16 protein-coding genes are annotated in these 16,738 nt (G+C 62.8%); 4 read left to right on the plus strand and 12 right to left on the minus strand.

Translation table 11 applies throughout. The features are described from left to right. Window positions 1-40: 40 nt before the first annotated feature. The 5 genes from EDF61_RS13770 to EDF61_RS13790 all read right to left on the minus strand — a co-directional run bounded on the left by EDF61_RS13770 (window position 41) and on the right by EDF61_RS13790 (window position 5,650). Window positions 41-292: a DUF3039 domain-containing protein gene (locus EDF61_RS13770; RefSeq protein WP_105658424.1), complete on the minus strand. Its 252-nt coding sequence runs from the start codon at window positions 290-292 to the stop codon at window positions 41-43. Between the two features lie 301 nt (window positions 293-593). Then, the gene (locus EDF61_RS13775; protein ID WP_133834451.1) at window positions 594-2,159 is read right to left on the minus strand and encodes a transporter; all 1,566 of its coding nucleotides are present in this window, start codon (window positions 2,157-2,159) and stop codon (window positions 594-596) included. Continuing rightward, entirely contained in the window at window positions 2,141-2,899 is a 759-nt protein-coding gene (locus EDF61_RS13780) for an ABC transporter ATP-binding protein (RefSeq protein ID WP_105658422.1), read from the minus strand. Before EDF61_RS13780 ends, EDF61_RS13775 begins: the two co-directional genes overlap by 19 nt. Window positions 2,900-3,038: 139 nt before the next feature. Next, a complete protein-coding gene (locus EDF61_RS13785; RefSeq protein WP_133834452.1) occupies window positions 3,039-3,950 on the minus strand; it encodes a co-chaperone YbbN in 912 nt (303 codons plus the stop codon). 5 nt (window positions 3,951-3,955) lie between these two features. Continuing rightward, window positions 3,956-5,650, minus strand: coding sequence for a hypothetical protein (locus EDF61_RS13790; RefSeq protein ID WP_133834453.1), 1,695 nt, complete (start codon window positions 5,648-5,650; stop codon window positions 3,956-3,958). 161 nt (window positions 5,651-5,811) lie between these two features. Here EDF61_RS13790 and EDF61_RS13795 point away from each other — a divergent pair, with 161 nt between their 5' ends. Continuing rightward, entirely contained in the window at window positions 5,812-7,179 is a 1,368-nt protein-coding gene (locus EDF61_RS13795; RefSeq protein WP_133834454.1) for an AI-2E family transporter, read from the plus strand. 23 nt (window positions 7,180-7,202) lie between these two features. Here EDF61_RS13795 and EDF61_RS13800 read toward each other — a convergent pair whose 3' ends face one another. Next, window positions 7,203-7,574, minus strand: a complete 372-nt coding sequence (locus EDF61_RS13800) for an Rv1322 family protein (protein WP_105658418.1) — start codon at window positions 7,572-7,574, stop codon at window positions 7,203-7,205. Between the two features lie 59 nt (window positions 7,575-7,633). Here EDF61_RS13800 and nucS point away from each other — a divergent pair, with 59 nt between their 5' ends. The 3 genes from nucS (at window position 7,634) to nagA (ending at window position 10,590) form a co-directional block, all read left to right on the plus strand. Next, a complete protein-coding gene (gene nucS, locus EDF61_RS13805; RefSeq protein WP_133834455.1) occupies window positions 7,634-8,329 on the plus strand; it encodes an endonuclease NucS in 696 nt (231 codons plus the stop codon). A gap of 176 nt (window positions 8,330-8,505) precedes the next feature. Then, window positions 8,506-9,252 carry a DUF4126 domain-containing protein gene (locus EDF61_RS13810; protein WP_133834456.1) on the plus strand — a complete coding sequence of 249 codons (747 nt, stop codon included), beginning with the start codon at window positions 8,506-8,508 and terminating at the stop codon, window positions 9,250-9,252. 129 nt (window positions 9,253-9,381) lie between these two features. Further along, window positions 9,382-10,590 carry an N-acetylglucosamine-6-phosphate deacetylase gene (gene nagA, locus EDF61_RS13815; protein WP_133834457.1) on the plus strand — a complete coding sequence of 403 codons (1,209 nt, stop codon included), beginning with the start codon at window positions 9,382-9,384 and terminating at the stop codon, window positions 10,588-10,590. A 24-nt stretch (window positions 10,591-10,614) separates the two neighbouring features. Here nagA and EDF61_RS13820 read toward each other — a convergent pair whose 3' ends face one another. From EDF61_RS13820 to atpA, 6 genes are all read right to left on the minus strand, one after another. Then, complete coding sequence (locus EDF61_RS13820; protein ID WP_133834458.1) at window positions 10,615-11,601, minus strand: NAD-dependent epimerase/dehydratase family protein; 987 nt, start codon at window positions 11,599-11,601, stop codon at window positions 10,615-10,617. Between the two features lie 258 nt (window positions 11,602-11,859). After that, the gene (locus EDF61_RS13825; protein WP_105658413.1) at window positions 11,860-12,288 is read right to left on the minus strand and encodes a DUF2550 domain-containing protein; all 429 of its coding nucleotides are present in this window, start codon (window positions 12,286-12,288) and stop codon (window positions 11,860-11,862) included. Between the two features lie 8 nt (window positions 12,289-12,296). Further along, on the minus strand, window positions 12,297-12,566 hold the full coding sequence (locus EDF61_RS13830) for a F0F1 ATP synthase subunit epsilon (protein WP_038990466.1): 270 nt from the start codon (window positions 12,564-12,566) through the stop codon (window positions 12,297-12,299). 2 nt (window positions 12,567-12,568) lie between these two features. Next, entirely contained in the window at window positions 12,569-14,014 is a 1,446-nt protein-coding gene (atpD, locus tag EDF61_RS13835) for a F0F1 ATP synthase subunit beta (protein WP_133834459.1), read from the minus strand. 35 nt (window positions 14,015-14,049) lie between these two features. Then, entirely contained in the window at window positions 14,050-14,943 is an 894-nt protein-coding gene (locus tag EDF61_RS13840) for a F0F1 ATP synthase subunit gamma (protein WP_133834460.1), read from the minus strand. Window positions 14,944-15,019: 76 nt separating this feature from the next. Then, window positions 15,020-16,657: a F0F1 ATP synthase subunit alpha gene (gene atpA / locus EDF61_RS13845; protein WP_133834461.1), complete on the minus strand. Its 1,638-nt coding sequence runs from the start codon at window positions 16,655-16,657 to the stop codon at window positions 15,020-15,022. Window positions 16,658-16,738: the final 81 nt, after the last annotated feature.

The following is a 16,738-nucleotide window of genomic DNA, read 5'->3' on the forward strand; positions in this document are numbered from 1 at the left end:
CGCGTGCATTGTGTGAAGTAGTGCTAGTTCATTCGCAGCACTACCCCATCATGGAGTCGTAGACTTCCTTGCACTCGGGGCATACCGGGAACTTCTGCGGATCTCGGCCTGGCGTCCAGACCTTGCCGCACAGAGCGATCACTGGGTCGCCGGTCATTGCCGACTCCATGATCTTTTCCTTCTGCACGTAGTGAGCAAAACGCTCATGATCTCCGGCCTCGACACTCTGGGTTGTCTCGGTACGTTCAATCGTGGCAGTGCCACCGCGGGTTTCTTCAGACTGTTCCACCATGCCTCCAAGTCTAATACGGATTGCCACTGCTGTCCGCGTGGCAAGCATGGGAGCTTGTCCACATTGACTTTGCCGCGCTGCACTAGGCCGCCCCATCAAATTCCTCCTCTATGCAAGTCAACAACCTTTTTTCAGTGGTCTTGCGATGCGTTGCGGCGCCCTTGGAAGTCGATATTGCGACAATTGGGCGCGACCCGATCAATATCCTGTGAACCTCCTTGCACCCAAGACAGGCAAAAGGCCGCCTAGCGGAAAACAGCTTCCCGCTAGACGGCCGAAGGCAGCAATTCGGCTTCTGCGCCTACTTATTGAGGATGACCGACTGCATCAGCTCAGGAGTGCGCTTTTCGTACCATTTGCCACCGAGGGCAATGCCACCGAGCATCAGTCCGATACCCACGACCAGGCCCGCGCCCAAGGTGATGAAGCCGAAGGACTGCGACTGCTTCACCCAGCCGATGATGTAGGGAATGAGCACCGGAATCAGCAGGAGGCCCATGGCAAGCATGATTCCCAGCTGGGTCAGCGCAATGCGCATGCCATTGCCCGGAGGGGTCTTCATCGGGTTATCACCCGGCAGCGGCACCGAATAGGTGTAGCGGGCCGAGGACACCGACGCGACGCCCAACGCGATGAGCAGCCCAGCCAGTGACAGGCCCAGGTCTCCCGGGATGCGCCACAGCGCACCGGAGATGAGGCCCGGCAAAATGGCTGCCGCCAGGACCGGAACGATGGCAATCAGGAAACAGGACAGCACTCGCCCTGCACGATCAGCACGTCCGGAAATGCCGGTCAGCGCGTGCAGCGCGAAGGCGGTGTTGTCATAGGAAATATCGGCTGAGATGGAGAAGCCCATCAAGATGCCGATCAACGGGCCCAGCAGGAACATCATCACGTAGCTGCCGGTCTGGTTGCCGGTGAACCAGAAGAGCAACGGCAGCATCGGCACAATGAGCACGCCAATGGCATAGCGCGGATCCTTGAACCAGTAGGTCAGTGCGCGGGCAGCCACGGCGCCCGTTGGCGTGGCCGGCATCAGCTTGAAGAAGCCCAGTCCCTTGGCCGTAGCAGCGCGCTGCTCTGGCGGCGGGGTCACCGTGGCTTTCGCGGTAGCCCGAGCCAGCAGGAGGTAGAGTCCGCCAAGGTAGAGCAAGCCCAGCGCCAAGTGGATCGCCATCTGGCCGTACAGCTCCGAGGCAAAGGCCCCGGGAATCGCGGCAAAGGCACCCAACGGGGTGTAGCCCAAGACCGCGGCAATCGGCTGGATCCAGTCGCTCATGCTCTGTGCGGCAGACAATGCCGAAGTCACGATCGGCCCCAAGGCGATGAGCACCACGAACAGCAGGACGAAGGTCAATTCACGGAATCGGCGCTTGGCCCGAAGCGCGGTCGCCATGATCACCAGATACTGGCAAAGCAGAATCGCCATTACCGCGGTCGCCACCGCTGCCAGCAGGGCAAGCATGAGCGCGCCCGCATCGAAGCGCCACATCAGCGAGGCGCCGAGCAGGCCCGCAATGGTCAGCACCGCGGGAATCGAGATGAAGCCAGCCAGCACCAGCGCTGGCCCCAAGGTCTTTTCCGGAATCCCGAAGTGGACAAAGCGTGAAGGCTCCAGGGTGAGGTCAACACCGGTCAGCAACGGCGGGATAATGGCCCAGCCCAGCACCACGGCCGAGCCGATCAGGGTGAAGATTTCACCCTGGAAAGGAATATCGCCGGCGGTAAACCACATGGCCAAGGTCAGCATGGTGATCATGCCCAGTGCGTACAGGCCACCGATGATGACGCCAATGAGTTGGCCGACGGAGCGCTTGAAGCCGTTGGCGAGCAAGCGCAGTTTCAGGCTTAGGACGTGCGCAACCATGACAGCCCCTCATTATTGGCGCGGCCGCCCACCAGATCGACGAAGCGATCTTCCAGGCTCATGCCGCCGCGGACTTCATCCACGGTGCCCTGCGCCTTGAGCATGCCATCGGAAATGACCGCGACATGCGTGCACATGCGCTGGACGAGGTCCATCACATGCGAGGAAACGATGACGGTGCCGCCGAATTCAACGTAGTTATTCAGGATGTCGCGGATATTCGCCGCCGATACCGGGTCCACCGCCTCGAACGGCTCGTCCAGAACCAAGAGCTTTGGCGAGTGGATCATCGCGGTAGCCAAGGAAATCTTCTTGGTCATGCCGGCCGAGTAATCCACGACCAGCTTGTCGCCGTCATCGAGCAAATCCATCACGCGCAGCAAGTCTTCGGTACGCTGGGCAACTTCTGCGCGTTCCATGCCGCGCAGCAATCCCGAGTAGGTCACCAGCTGGCGGCCGGTCAGCCGGTCAAACTGGCGCACGCCATCAGCCAGGACCCCCAAGGTGGCCTTGGCCGCTTGCGGATCAGCCCAGATATCCACGCCGTTGACCAGCGCTTGGCCTGAATCCGGACGCAGCAATCCAGTGGCCATGGAAAGCATGGTGGTCTTGCCGGCACCATTGGGTCCGACAAGACCGTAGAAGGAACCCGCAGGAACTTGCAGGCTGACGTTGTTCACGGCAATCTTGGCGCCGAATTGCTTGGCAAGACCCCGAATGTCCAGTGCGATCTGATTCATAGCTTAAGACTAGCAATGCCCCTAGTCAGAACGCATCATCCTTTGGAGTTAAACCCAGGGATAAGACAACCGCCGCGACCCAGGGGAAAACCCTGGGCCGCGGCGGTTGAACTGCTTGGTCCAGTCCCCGGACGTCAGCCTAGAAGAGTACGCGTGCCAGTTTCTGACGCGAGGCAGCTACGCGTGGATCGCTGTTGCCGATCACCGCATAGAGCTCAATCAGGCGACGGCGTACCCGCTCGCGGTCCTCATCAGCCAGGCGGGAGATCAGCGAAACCAGCCGGGCGAAGGCATCTTCGACATGTCCTCCCACCACGTCCAGATCTGCTACATCCAGCTGCGCCGCGACGTCTTCAGGGTTCTGCGCGGCTTGCTCGCGGGACTTGTTCAGATCCAGGTTGTGCGTGCGCGAGAGCAGGCGAACCTGGTACACGCCGATCTGCGCGTCCTTGTCGTTCGGCTTCTCGTTCAACGCTTCCAGGTAGGCGGCCTCGGCGGCGGCGTAGTCCCCGGCATCGATGGCGTCCACGGCCTTCTGGTGCAGCGGCGGCAGCTCTGGTTCAGGCTCGCCGGCCTGCCCGGAGAATGCCGGGGCGGTACCGCTCATGCCCTGCTGGACTGCGAGCTGTTCAAGCTGTGCGAAAACCTGGACAATCTGCTGTTCATCGGCGGGCCCCTGGAACAGCGGCACCGGCTGGCCCTTGATCAGCGCAACCACCATCGGGATCTGCTGCGCCTGGAAGGCCTGGGCGATCTGCGGGTAGGTTTCTGCATCCACCAGGCCGAGGATGAATTTGCCGCCCTTGGCATCCACCAGCTTGCGCAGCGTCGCATCCAGGTCTGCCGAGACCTGCACGCGAGGCGAGCCGAGGGAAACGATGGCAGGTACCTGCTGGGACATGCCGACGAACTGCTGGAACGCAGCCTCATCCAGATTGGTGGTCCAGCTTGCCGGACCAGCCGGCATGCTGCCGGTAGCTTCCGGGCCTTGGCTGGCCAGGGCGGAGAGATCTACCGCACCGCGGGTTGAGGGAATGTTCTGATCAGTCATGGGGGTTAGTCAACTTCCTTCACATCGAGCAGGATCTGGCTTGCAGAGATCAGCTGGATCTTGTCCTTGGAACCGTCGGCTGGCAGGTAGAACATCACTGGTTCGGCGTAGGTGCTTTCCACGTCGCCGTTCGAGGAGCTGGATCCCAGCAGCTGTTCGGTCAGCTTGTCGGTGCTCTTGAGCGGGTCAGCGTCTTCGGTGCGCACGAAGAGCGCCTTGTTGTTCAGCTTGCCGGTAACAATCGCTCCGCCATCCGGGGTGGAAACCACCTTGGTGTCGCCCTTGGTAACCGTGCGGTTGTACTTGACGTCCGCCTCGTTGGCTTCCTTGGACTCATCCTTCTGGGCTGCGTGCACCGCCTTGATGAAGTCCGATTCGGCAAACTTGTCCTTGTCCTTGGCTTTGCCATCGGTCAGCACGTTGCCCAATGCTTCCAGGGCCTTCTCCGGGGTCATCTGCAGGCCCTCGGCGTTGGCAGCCAGCTGCTTGGTCGACGGGTCGCCAACGGCGATGCCCGGGAAGGTGGAGTTCGGCAGCATCTGGCCGGCGAAGACCACCTTGAAGTTATCGCGGGCGTTGGCCTGCACCAGGGTCAGCGCCTGCGGCAGGGTGTCGGCATCATTGTTCTTCGCGGTCACCACCGAGATCACGCGGGGGAACTTGGCTTCATTCGCATTCGGCACAGCGGCCGAGCGGATGACCTGGGTAGTGAGCGCCATCGGCTTGTCTACCTCGAACTTCTCCTTGAGCATGTCGTAGCGCTTGTCGCGCAGGTACTTGAACGCACCGGCGCTGCGTGGTTCCAGGGCCTTGGCGTCGTTCTTCTCATCGGCCTTGGCTACCTGCTTCTGGGCATCAGCCAGAACGCGCTTGAGCTGTTCTTCGGTGATGACCGGGAAGCTGGATACTTCTTCAACCGAGGAAGAGGCGGACTCGGAGCCCTTGGCATCATCGGACGCTTTGGCGTCCTCCGACTTCTGCTCGGATTCCGAAGGCTTGGCGCTGGACTCGTCGCTTGGCGCCATGGGCAGCGAAACACCGGAGATCGCCAGGGCCACCACGGCCACGGCGGCGACCGAGTGCTGGGTGTTCGACCCGCTCTTCGGCTTGCCCGGGCGCATGACCAGCAGGGCCAGTCCGAAGACCAGCAGCAGCGAGCCGGCAATGATCAGCGGCAGGGCAAATGGCATGGCGTCGTCGTTCGCGTAGGTTACCGAGATATCCACCGGAGCGGCATCCTTTCCGCCTGCGGCCAGCAGCAGGGACCAGTCGCCGGAATCCGGAGCGGTCCAGCGGTAGGTCATGGTCTGATCCGCGGTCTGCGAGTCGAAGAAGATGTCATCACCGGCGGGATTAGGCGCATCGGCCTTGCCCTTGGCGTGCTCGGCGATCATCTTGTGGTTTTCGGTGTCGATGCCGGTGACCGACACATGCGATGCATCGCCGATCCACGCCTCGACGTCATAGTCGCGGCCCAAGGAAGCAGTGAATTCACCCTTCGACTTGATCACCAGTTCCACCGGGTCCAGCTTGGGGTCGTTGACCGAGGATTCAATCAGGGTCAGCGGTGCCTCATCAGCTAGTTGCGGCATGCTCGCGGTCACCGTTTCGGGCGGGGCCCAAAAGGTCTTCTGTCCGATGCCGACTACCAGGGCCGCGGCCCCCAGCAGCATCGCGATCAGGGAGATTACTTTTCGCACAAGTTCACCTATTCGCCTACGTCTCACAGCTGTTCTTTGACAAGTCTAACGAGTTGCGGCCGATCATGGTTCCGATCCGCGCCTGTGAACTGGCTCAACAACGCAACAGCACGGTGTCTTGAACCACTTAACAGTGGCCGATGCGCGATATGCTCTGACCCATGGAGCCTGATCAGCCGCACCCGCATCGCGATAAGCACGTACCCGAGCAGCGTTCCGACGCGTCGGATCGCTCTTCCGGGCCTGCAACCTCCGGCCCGGAATCCACAGCGCATTCCCAGCCTCATGAGGGCAATTCCCAACCGGAATCACCTGCGGCCGCCGGCGCGCAGGCCCGTTATCCGGGCGCTGCGCCGACGGGGGCTAATGCGTCCCGCGAGGGCTGGTCCAAGAAGATCGCCGAACGCGTGGGCAAGATGCTCAACACCCCGCAGCGCAGTGCGGCCCTGGGCGAGGAACCGGAGCATCCGCTGGATGGCTCGCCGGAACCGATTCCGGCGCTGCACCCTATTTCCATGGGCTTCTTGGGCACCATCGGCGTGGGCATCGCCCTGGGCGGCTACTACCTGCTGACCAACGTCGGTTCGCTGATGACCTGGATTGCCATTGCGCTGTTCATCGCGCTGGGCCTTGATCCGATTGTGCGCTTCATGATGCGCAAGGGATTGACCCGTCCGCTGGCTGTGGCCGCGACCATGGTCAGCTTGCTGGCGATCTTCGGCGGCTTCATGGCCTTGATCATCCCTACGCTGGTCAACCAGATCACCGCCTTCATCACGCGGGCGCCGGAAATCGTGGATGATTTCCTCAATAGCGATTGGGTCCGGGAAATCGACCGGCAATACGCGGTATCCCAGCGCATCACTACCGAGGTCGACCGTTTCTTTGGCGATTCGGGCGCGGTGACCAATGTGTTCGGCGGCGTCCTGGGCGTATCGCAGACCGTCGCCCAGTCCATGTTCGGCGTGCTGATCGTGCTGGTGCTGGCCATCTACTTCCTGGCTTCGCTGCCAGGGATGATGGGCTTCTCGCTGCGCCTGGCCCCGCGCTCCAAACGCGACCGCGTGGCCGAATTGACCGTGCGCATTACCCGCTCCGTGGGCAATTACGTGATGGGCCAAGCCACCGTGGCCATACTGAACTGCCTGGTGGCGCTGGTGCTGATGAGCGTCCTGGGTGTTCCATTCACCGCGCTGCTCACCTTGCTGGTAGCGATGCTGGCCTTCATCCCATTGGTCGGCGGGGTGATTGCCGGCGTGCTGGTCACCTTGGTGACATTGTCACTGGGCTGGCAGACCGCCCTGATCTACGCGGTGTGCTACTTCGGCTACCTGCAGGTCGAGGCGTATTTCGTTTCGCCGCGCATCATGCGCCGTGCGGTGGCAGTGCCCGGCGCGGTCGCGGTGATCTCGGTGATTGCCGGCGGCACCCTGGCCGGGGTCACCGGTGCGCTCATGGCCATCCCGGTGGCAGCCAGCGCCATGATCCTGCTGCGCGAAGTCTTCATCGCCCGGCAGGACCGCCGCTAGCACCTGCCCTTTAGGCAGCTGGCCTAGTAGCGGTAGGAACGGGTTTCCCAGCAGTGCGGATGCCAGTGGCGGCGCGCGTTGGCCGCGGCATCATCGCCCGACCAGTGGTCCGCGCGCCAGGCGACCACATGGGCAACTCCAACTCCGATGGAACGGTGGCACCCCGGGCAGGAATAGGGCTTGTTGGCGTTCATCGGCGCAATCTTGCGCACATGCCATTGGCCGTCGGGGGCATCCTGGCGCAGCACCACGCCGAAGCGGGCACGCTGCATCCACTCTTCCTGGCCCGAACCGTAGCCCTGCTCTTCATCCCCGGAACCGTAGCCGGAGCCGGAGTTCCGGCCTTGGGCGGGTCGGGAATTCTTGGAGCGGCGCGGGCGGTTGGAACGTGGCATGTCTTTAATCATGCCGTATCTCCCGGCACAAGTCGCAACCAGCTAGTAAAGTGTGTGGGGTGCGTTTAGTGGTAGCGAAGTGTTCAGTTGATTACGAGGGCCGTCTTCGAGCCCACCTTCCGTTGGCGACCCGCTTGATCATGGTCAAGGCCGACGGCTCGGTACTCATCCACTCGGACGGCGGCAGCTACAAGCCGCTGAACTGGATGAATCCGCCGTTGATCCTGCGCGAGGCAGATCCGGATGAGGACGCCGCGGCATTGGGTGCCACCGCTACCTGGACCGTGTCCAGCGCGAAGACCGATGACAAGCTGACCATCCACTTCCATAGCTTCGAGCACGACTCGGCCCACATCCTGGGCACCGATCCGGGGCTGATCAAGGATGGCGTCGAAGCCGACCTGCAGCGCCTGCTGGCCGAGCAGATCGAGTTGCTCGGCACCGGCCACCAGCTGATCCGCCGTGAATACATGACCGCCATCGGCCCGGTGGATATCCTGGCCCGTGATGCCAAGGGCGCCACGGTTGCCGTGGAGCTCAAGCGCCGTGGCGATATCGACGGAGTGGAACAGCTGACCCGCTACCTGGAGCTTCTGAACCGCGATCCCCTGCTCAAGCCGGTTACCGGCATTTTCGCCGCGCAGCAGATCAAGCCGCAGGCCCGCACCTTGGCCGAGGACCGCGGCATCCGCTGCCTCACCTTGGATTACGACGCAATGCGCGGAGTCGACGACTCGGCAGGACGCCTCTTCTAGAGTTGAGGATCCTCCCCGAGCTGCTTGGCCTTGGCGCATCCGCTGCTGGCCGGATGCAGCTGCCTGGCAGCCTTAGCTTGGCCCTGCAGAAAACTGCATCCCGACTGCTAGTCTGATCTCCTCTACCAAAAGCGCTCGGTGCCGCACGGCCCGGGCCGCCAGGCTCGGGAGGACCATTGGATCCGCTGACAGCTTCGCTCATGGCCATTGGCAGCGGTTCCGCTGCGGGCCTGCGGCCGTATTTCACGGTATTGGCCCTGGGCATCGCGGGACTCGTGATCCCCGATACCGCACCTGACATGATCGCTTCTGCGGCACGGCAGATTCCTGAAAGCATCACCAATCCGTGGGTCCTGGCCATCTGTGCCGTACTTGCCATCGGCGAGGCCGGCCTGGATAAGATCCCTTTCCTCAATCTGTCCATGGAAACCATCTCGGTGTGGCTGCGGCCAGTTTTCGGCGCCCTGGTTGGCATCGGCCTTGGCGCCAATTCGGGAGTCGAGGTTGCCGTCCTCACCGGCCTGCTCGGCGCGGGCTCCGCGCTGTCGGTGAGCCTGGGCAAATCGTCGATGACCGCGGCGACCAATGCCGTGCCCGAACCCATCACCCAATGGGTGCGCAGCCTGGCAGAAGATCTTGGCGCGCTGGTTCTCGTCTTCGCAGCTGTACTGGTTCCCGTGTTGGCTGCCGTGCTCGGACTCGTTGCCATTGCCATCGGCTTCTTCCTCTACCGCATGTTCCGCAGGGTCTACCGGTCAATGAAGAACCGGGTCGGCAGCGTCAGGCAGAACCGGGCCGCCGCGCACTCCGCGCGCGAAGCGCAGCTGGCCTCCGGCACGAAGACCAGCACGCTGCAGGCGCTGCAGGCCCTGGCCACCGGCAACGCGCCGGCTTCCGAAGATCCTGCAGGCAAGGGCAGCTAGCGCCTCGCCGTGGCCAGGTGCCCGGCGCACTGGGGCTACTGCGTTCCCGAATCGCTAAATGCCAAGTCCACTGAGAAAATAATCCGTCGAGTCGGTGACTGGACGCGTTCTCTCTTCTAAGCTGGGAACATGACTACGACGCGCTACGCCCTTCATGCCACCCTGATTTCCGATGGCCTCAAGGTCACCGATGGCGTGCTCGCCGTGGAAGGCGACCGCATCCGCTTTGCCGGCAACCGCGATGACTTCAACGCACTGGCCGATGCTGCCGACTACCCGGTACGCGAGGTAGCCCCCGGATCCATCATCATCCCGGGCCTGATCGACCTGCATTGCCATGGCGCCCTCGGCGCGGACTTCTCGGCACCGGATCATTCGAGCGTCACCGAAGCGGTGGAGTACCTGCACCGCTCGGGCACCACTACCCTGCTCGCGTCGCTGGTCACCGCAGAGCCCTCGTCCATGATCGAGGCCGCCGAGCTGCTCGCCGAGCTGGCGGAGGCCGGCCAGATTGCCGGCATCCATGCCGAAGGCCCGTTCCTCTCCGTAGCCCGCTGCGGCGCCCAGGATCCGCAATTCCTGCAGGATCCGGATCCGGAATTCGTCAGCGAGCTGGTGGCTGCCAGCCGCGGCCAGCTGCGCACCATGACCTACGCTCCGGAATTGGCCGGCAGCGAGGAACTCGTTGAGCAGCTGGTCTCCCACGGCGTGGTCCCGTCGCTGGGGCACACCGATGCCAGCGCCCAGATCACCGCGGATTCCCTGCGCTTTGCCCGCGAACAGCTGCGCAGCGCCGGGGTGGACGGCTTCACCGAACGACCTACGGTCACCCACCTGTTCAACGGCATGCCTTCGCTGCACCACCGCGAACCCGGTCCGGTGGCCGCCTGCCTGGAAGAGGCAGTGAACCGCAATGCGTTCGTGGAGCTGATCGCCGACGGGGTGCACCTGTCCCCCGATACCGTGCGCCTGGTCTTCCGCTTGGTCGGTGCGGAGAACATCTTGCTGGTCAGCGATTCCATGGCGGCCACCGGCTTGGCCGATGGGCAGTACACCCTCGGCCCGCAGGATGTGAATGTGGCCCTGGGCCAGGCACGGCTGGCCAGCGACAATTCCCTGGCCGGTGGCACCTGCACGCTGCTGGAAATCGTGCAGCGCGCCGTGCAGTCCGGGGTCTCACTGGTCCAGGCGGTCAACTCGGCCACGTCCATCCCCGCCTCGCTCATTGGCCTGGCCGATGAAGTCGGTTCCCTGCACTACGGCTTCGCCGCCGATGCGCTGATCCTGGATGCTAATCTGCAGCTGGTCCAGACGATCCGCAACGGGGAATACCTCTAGCCCACCGAAACATCCCGGACTGCGCTAGCCCTGCCGGATCCGCGCGAGCTGGCCGAGCAGCTCAAGCTCCTCGGCCCGGGCCAGGCCAGCACGCCGGGACCGGTCCAGTCCGCGAGCCCGTTCATCGGCCAGCACGTCGCCGAGCAAGTCCTCCAGGTCCCGCTCCGGGCCATTGGCCAAGACGTACCGCTGGTTGCTGCGCTGGGCAAAGCCGTGGTCCTCAAGCGCAAGCCACAACGGCAGCGAACGCGCCCCGGCCCAGTAATTGACCTGGCGTTCGCGCAGCCATGCGTCCTGGGCGGTGACCAGTTCCCCGCTGAATCCCGCAATCCGCGCGGCAGCACTGAGGAATTGGGCGAAGCCGTGGGATGTTCCGGCCACGTTGAAGGTTCCGGTCAGCGTACGCGCGGCGGCATCGATGATCCACGCGGCGGCATCGCGCACGTCGATCACCTGCACATGGCGGCCCGCGGTTGGCGGGATGAGGACCTGGCCGGCACCGGCCAAGGCCAAGCGCGAAACCCAGTAGGAAAACCGGTCGCTGGGATCGCCAGGTCCGGCAAGCAGCCCCGGACGGGCAATGAGCAGCCGGTCGGCAACCATCGCCGTGCTGGCCTGTTCGGCAAGGACCTTTGCATGCCCGTAGTCGCCGGGATCGGACGGTTCATGCAGTTGCGCGTCTTCGCCGGCACCGGGCAGCTGCGCGCTGGCATAAACCGAGATGGAGGAAACCAGGGTCCAGTGCCGCGCAGTCGCGGCCAGGGCCGCCAGCGCCTCATGCACCCATTGCGGGTCATAGGACAGCTCGATGACCGAGTCGAATTCGATGCCCTGCACGGCGTCATAGGCCCCGGGTTGGCTCCGGTCGGCACGCACCAGCTGCGCACCCTGGGCAACCTCGCCGGAATTGCCGCGCGCCAGGCAGGTGACTTCGTGGCCACTGCGGATCAGCTGACGCGCCAGCTCGCGGCCGAGCCAGGCGGTGCCGCCAAGGATCAAGGTTCGTTCCATGCGAACAGTCAACTACGTCCTGCGCCACGGGCCCAGGCATTTCGCACTCAGCGCAGTTCCTGCCGGTAGTGCGACAGTCCCGGATTCAGGACCATGGGTGCTCCGGGGATCGCACACGCGCAGCTGAGCAGTGAGCCGAGCACGCTGGCGATCCGCAGCGGCTTCCCCAGCCTGCCAACGCTGCCTGCCAGCATTGCCTAGCCCGGGAACGCGAAAACCGCCGCTGCATCTGCAACGGCGGTTTTGCTTTATCAAGTTCTAGATCTGCCAGCTCCCGGCGATCGGCCCGGCTTCGAGCCAGGCCGAGAAGCCGGTGTAGTCGCGGTAGTCCATGGCCAGCAGCAGCTCATCACCGCTGCGCACCAGCATCACGATGATGAATCCTGGCGGGATCCGCGAGGTTTCCTCATCGGTGGGCTGGCGTGTCCCGGTGATATCCAGGCCACGGCGCTCGATCACGAAACTCGGGACCGGGGAGACAGAGAAAAACCGCAACAGGTCCACATGCGCTCCGCCGTAGCGGCCGATGACCATCATCCATTTGCCCGAAGGCGCCAGGATGGATGCATCGAAGGTGCCCAGCGTGCGCCGCAATTGGATGCGGCGCACTGCCATGGCCCCGAAGAACATGGCGATGCCGATCAGGATCAGCAACGCGATCAGAACTGGTGCGGTTATCTCAAACAATTCATCGCCTACGCTGCGGTACCAAGCACAGCGTTGTCAGCAACGATCACTACGCGATCCGAATCAACAGAGAAGAAGCCTCCGTCGATCTGGACCGAGAAGCGGGACTCGGAAACCGGTTCGATTTCCAGGTCCCCAGCGGCAAGCACGGACAGCATCGGAACGTGACCGGGCAGAACACCGATCTCGCCGTCCACCGAACGAGCCTTGACCAGCTTCGCAGCGCCCGACCACACGAAGTGGTCAGCCGCGACGATTTCGACCTGAAGCTCAGCCATAATTAGCTGGCCTTCTGGATTTCGGCCCACTGGCGCTCGACGTCGTCAAGACCGCCGATGTTGAAGAACGCCTGCTCTGCAATGTGGTCCAATTCGCCATCGCAAATGGCCTTGAAGCCTTCGATGGTGTCCTTGATCGATACGGTCGAGCCCTCGACACCGGTGAACTGCTTTGCGGTGTAGGTGTTCTGCGAGAGGAACTGCTGGATACGGCGTGCACGGGCGACGACGATCTTGTCCTCTTCGCCCAGCTCGTCGATACCGAGGATCGCGATGATGTCCTGCAGTTCCTTGTTCTTCTGCAGAATGGCCTTCACGCGGATGGCTACATCGTAGTGATCTTGGCCAATGTACTGCGGATCCAGGATTCGCGAGGTCGAGGTCAGCGGGTCGATCGCCGGGTACAGGCCGCGCGACGCGATTTCACGCGACAGCTCGGTGGTTGCATCCAAGTGGGCGAAGGTTGCTGCTGGAGCCGGGTCGGTGTAGTCATCGGCCGGGACGTAGACAGCCTGCATCGAGGTGATCGAGCGGCCCTTCGTCGAGGTGATGCGTTCCTGCAGCAGACCCATTTCATCGGCCAAGTTCGGCTGGTAGCCCACGGCGGAAGGCATGCGGCCCAGCAGGGTCGACACCTCGGAACCTGCCTGGGTGAAGCGGAAGATGTTGTCGATGAACAGCAGCACGTCCTGGTTCTGGACATCGCGGAAGTATTCCGCCATGGTCAGAGCCGACAGTGCCACGCGCAAACGGGTTCCAGGTGGCTCATCCATCTGGCCGAACACCAGTGCGGTGTCCTTCAGGACGTTTGCCTCGTCCATTTCGACCCAGAGGTCGTTGCCTTCACGGGTGCGCTCGCCAACACCGGCGAATACCGAGGTACCACCGAAGTTACGTGCAACACGGGTGATCATTTCCTGGATCAGCACGGTCTTGCCAACGCCGGCGCCGCCGAACAGGCCGATCTTGCCGCCCTTGATGTACGGGGTCAGGAGGTCGATCGACTTGATGCCGGTTTCCAGCATTTCGGTCGAGCCCTCGAGCTCCGAGAACTTCGGAGGCTGGCGGTGGATTGGCCAACGCTCGGTGACCTGGATCTCCGAGTTGTCAACGTCCAGGGCGTCGCCCAGGACGTTGAAGATGTGGCCCTTGACGCCGTCGCCTACTGGGACGGAGATGGCAGCGCCGGTATCGGTCACCGAAGCACCGCGGACCAGGCCGTCGGTGGCCTGCAGCGATACTGCGCGGACCAGGCCCTCACCGAGGTGCTGGCTGGTCTCGAAGGTGATCTTCTTGGTTTCGCCGTTGAGGGTCAGCTCAGCGGTCAGTGCGTTGTAGATAGCAGGCAGTGCGTCGGCTGGGAACTCGACGTCCACGACCGGGCCAGTCACGCGCGCGATGCGACCGATGGCCCCTGCGGTAACCTGCTCGTTGAGTTGGGCAGTCATCTTTCTCACTTCTTGTCTGGTCGGAGTATCGGTAATTAGCTGTTCAGCGCGTCGGCGCCGGCGATAATTTCCGAAAGCTCCTGGGTGATTTCAGCCTGACGGGCATTGTTGAGCAATCGGGTGTACTTCTTGATCAGTTCACCAGCGTTGTCGCCTGCGGCCTTCATGGCGCGCTGGCGGGCAGCGAGCTCGGAAGCAGCGGACTGCAACTGGCAGTTGAACAGTCGAGAATCGATGTAGCGCGGAAGCAGTGCGTCAAGCACTTCTTCCGGCGATGGCTCAAACTCGTACAGTGGCAACAGCTCGTCGGTTGGAGTCTCGGATTCATCCTCGACAACCTCCAACGGCAACAGACGGATGACCGTCGGTTCCTGCGTGACCATCGACTTGAACTGGGTGTAGACGACGTGGATCTCGTCCACGCCACCCTGCTCGAAATCGGTGTCGAAGTCCTCCAGGAGGACATCGCGCAGCTCGCGTGCGGTTTCGAAACGCGGGGAATCAGTTTCCCCGGTCCACACTCGTGCGTACTCGCGTGAACGGAAATCAAAGTAAGCCTGGGCCTTGCGGCCGACCAAGTAGGTCTTGACTTCCTTGCCTTCTTCACGCAGGAGTTCCACGAGGTGCTCTGCCTGCTTCAGAACGCTGGCGGAGTAGGACCCGGCAAGTCCTCGGTCCGAAGTCATCACCAAGACCGCGGCGCGGCGTACCTGCGCCGGCTCGGTGGTCAGTGGATGCTCGACATCGGCCTGGGACGCGACGGCGGTTACTGCACGGGTAATCGCATTGGCATACGGCAGCGAGGCCGAGACACGCGTACGTGCCTTACCAATGCGGGATGCAGCGATCAGTTCCATCGCCTTGAAGATCTTGCGCATCGACTTGGTCGATCCGATCTTCTGGCGGTAGACCCGAATCTGGGCTCCCATGTGTGTCCTTTCCTTATCCCCTACCTCGGGAGGGCGGCGCCGTTACCGGCGCCGCTCCCCCTTGGCAAGGAAATTGTCAGCGCTTCTGCTTGACGATCTTTTCCTGGTCAACGGACTCGGAATCGAGAGCGTCGTGCTCTTCGTGCCCGGCGGCGACAAGCTTGTCGTCGCCTTCGCCGAAGAAGCCGGCCTTGAAGTCCGCAACAGCGGTCTTCATGGCTTCCAGAGTCTCGTTCTCCAGCTTGCCGGTCTGGCCAATCACGGTCAGTACATCGGTGCGGTGGCGCAGGTAGTCGATGAACTCGCCCTCGAAGCGGCGTACATCCTCAACCGGGACATCGTCCAGGTAGCCGTTGGTGCCGGCCCAGATCGAAACGACCTGGTCCTCAACCGGGTACGGGGTGTACTGGCCCTGCTTGAGCAGTTCCATCAGGCGCGCACCACGGGTCAGCTGCTGCTTGGAAGCAGCATCCAGGTCCGAGGCGAACATTGCGAATGCCTGCATGTCGCGGTACTGGGCCAATTCCAGCTTCAAGGTACCGGAGACCTTCTTCATGGCCTTGACCTGTGCCGAACCGCCAACGCGGGATACCGAGATACCCACGTCGACAGCTGGACGCTGGTTGGCGTTGAAGAGATCCGACTGCAAGAAGATCTGGCCGTCGGTGATCGAGATGACGTTGGTCGGGATGAACGCGCCCACGTCGTTGGCCTTGGTTTCGATGATTGGCAAGCCAGTCATCGAACCTGCACCCAGCTCGTCCGACAGCTTGGCGCAACGCTCAAGCAGGCGGGAGTGCAGGTAGAAGACGTCGCCTGGGTAGGCTTCGCGTCCTGGCGGACGGCGCAGCAGCAGGGACACGGCACGGTAGGCTTCAGCCTGCTTCGACAGATCATCGAAGACGATCAGAACGTGCTTGCCACCGTACATCCAGTGCTGGCCGATGGCCGAGCCTGCGTATGGAGCCAAGTACTTGAAGCCGGCCGGGTCGGATGCCGGGGACGCCACGATGGTGGTGTACTCCAGTGCGCCCTGCTCTTCGAGGGTCTGGCGAACGGCAGCGATGGTCGATGCCTTCTGGCCAATTGCCACGTAGACGCAGCGGACCTGCTTGGTCTGATCGCCGGATTCCCAGTTAGCACGCTGGTTCAGGATGGTGTCAACCGCGATAGCGGTCTTGCCGGTCTGGCGGTCGCCAATGATCAGCTGACGCTGGCCACGGCCGATCGGGATCATGGCGTCGATAGCCTTCAGACCGGTCTGCATTGGCTCGTGCACGCTCTTGCGCTGGGTCACGCCTGGTGCCTGCAGCTCCAGGGCGCGACGGCCCTCGGCAGCGATTGGGCCCAGGTTGTCCAGTGGCTCGCCCAACGGGTCGACCACGCGGCCCAGGTAGCCGTCGCCGACTGGAACCGAAAGGATCTCGCCGGTGCGCTCTACCTTCTGGCCAGCTTCGATGCCGGTGAAGTCACCAAGCACAACGACACCGATTTCGCGGGTATCGAGGTTCTGGGCCAGGCCCAGGGTGCCATCTTCGAACTTCAGCAACTCGTTGGCCATGACGGAAGGAAGGCCTTCCACTCTGGCGATGCCGTCGCTCGCGGCGACGACGCGTCCCACCTCGGTGCGCTCTGCCTTACCCGGTTCGTAGGAAGATGCGAACTCGTTTAGGGCATCGCGGACGTCGTTGGCATTGATGGTCAAATCGGCCATCTGCAGTCCCTGCTCTCCTAAATTGTGATCCGGTCCATTGGACCGAATCGAATGTGAATGAAGTCTGTTGTGGTCCTGGCA

The organism is Arthrobacter sp. JUb115 (genome assembly GCF_004365035.1).
GTDB lineage: Bacteria > Actinomycetota > Actinomycetes > Actinomycetales > Micrococcaceae > Glutamicibacter.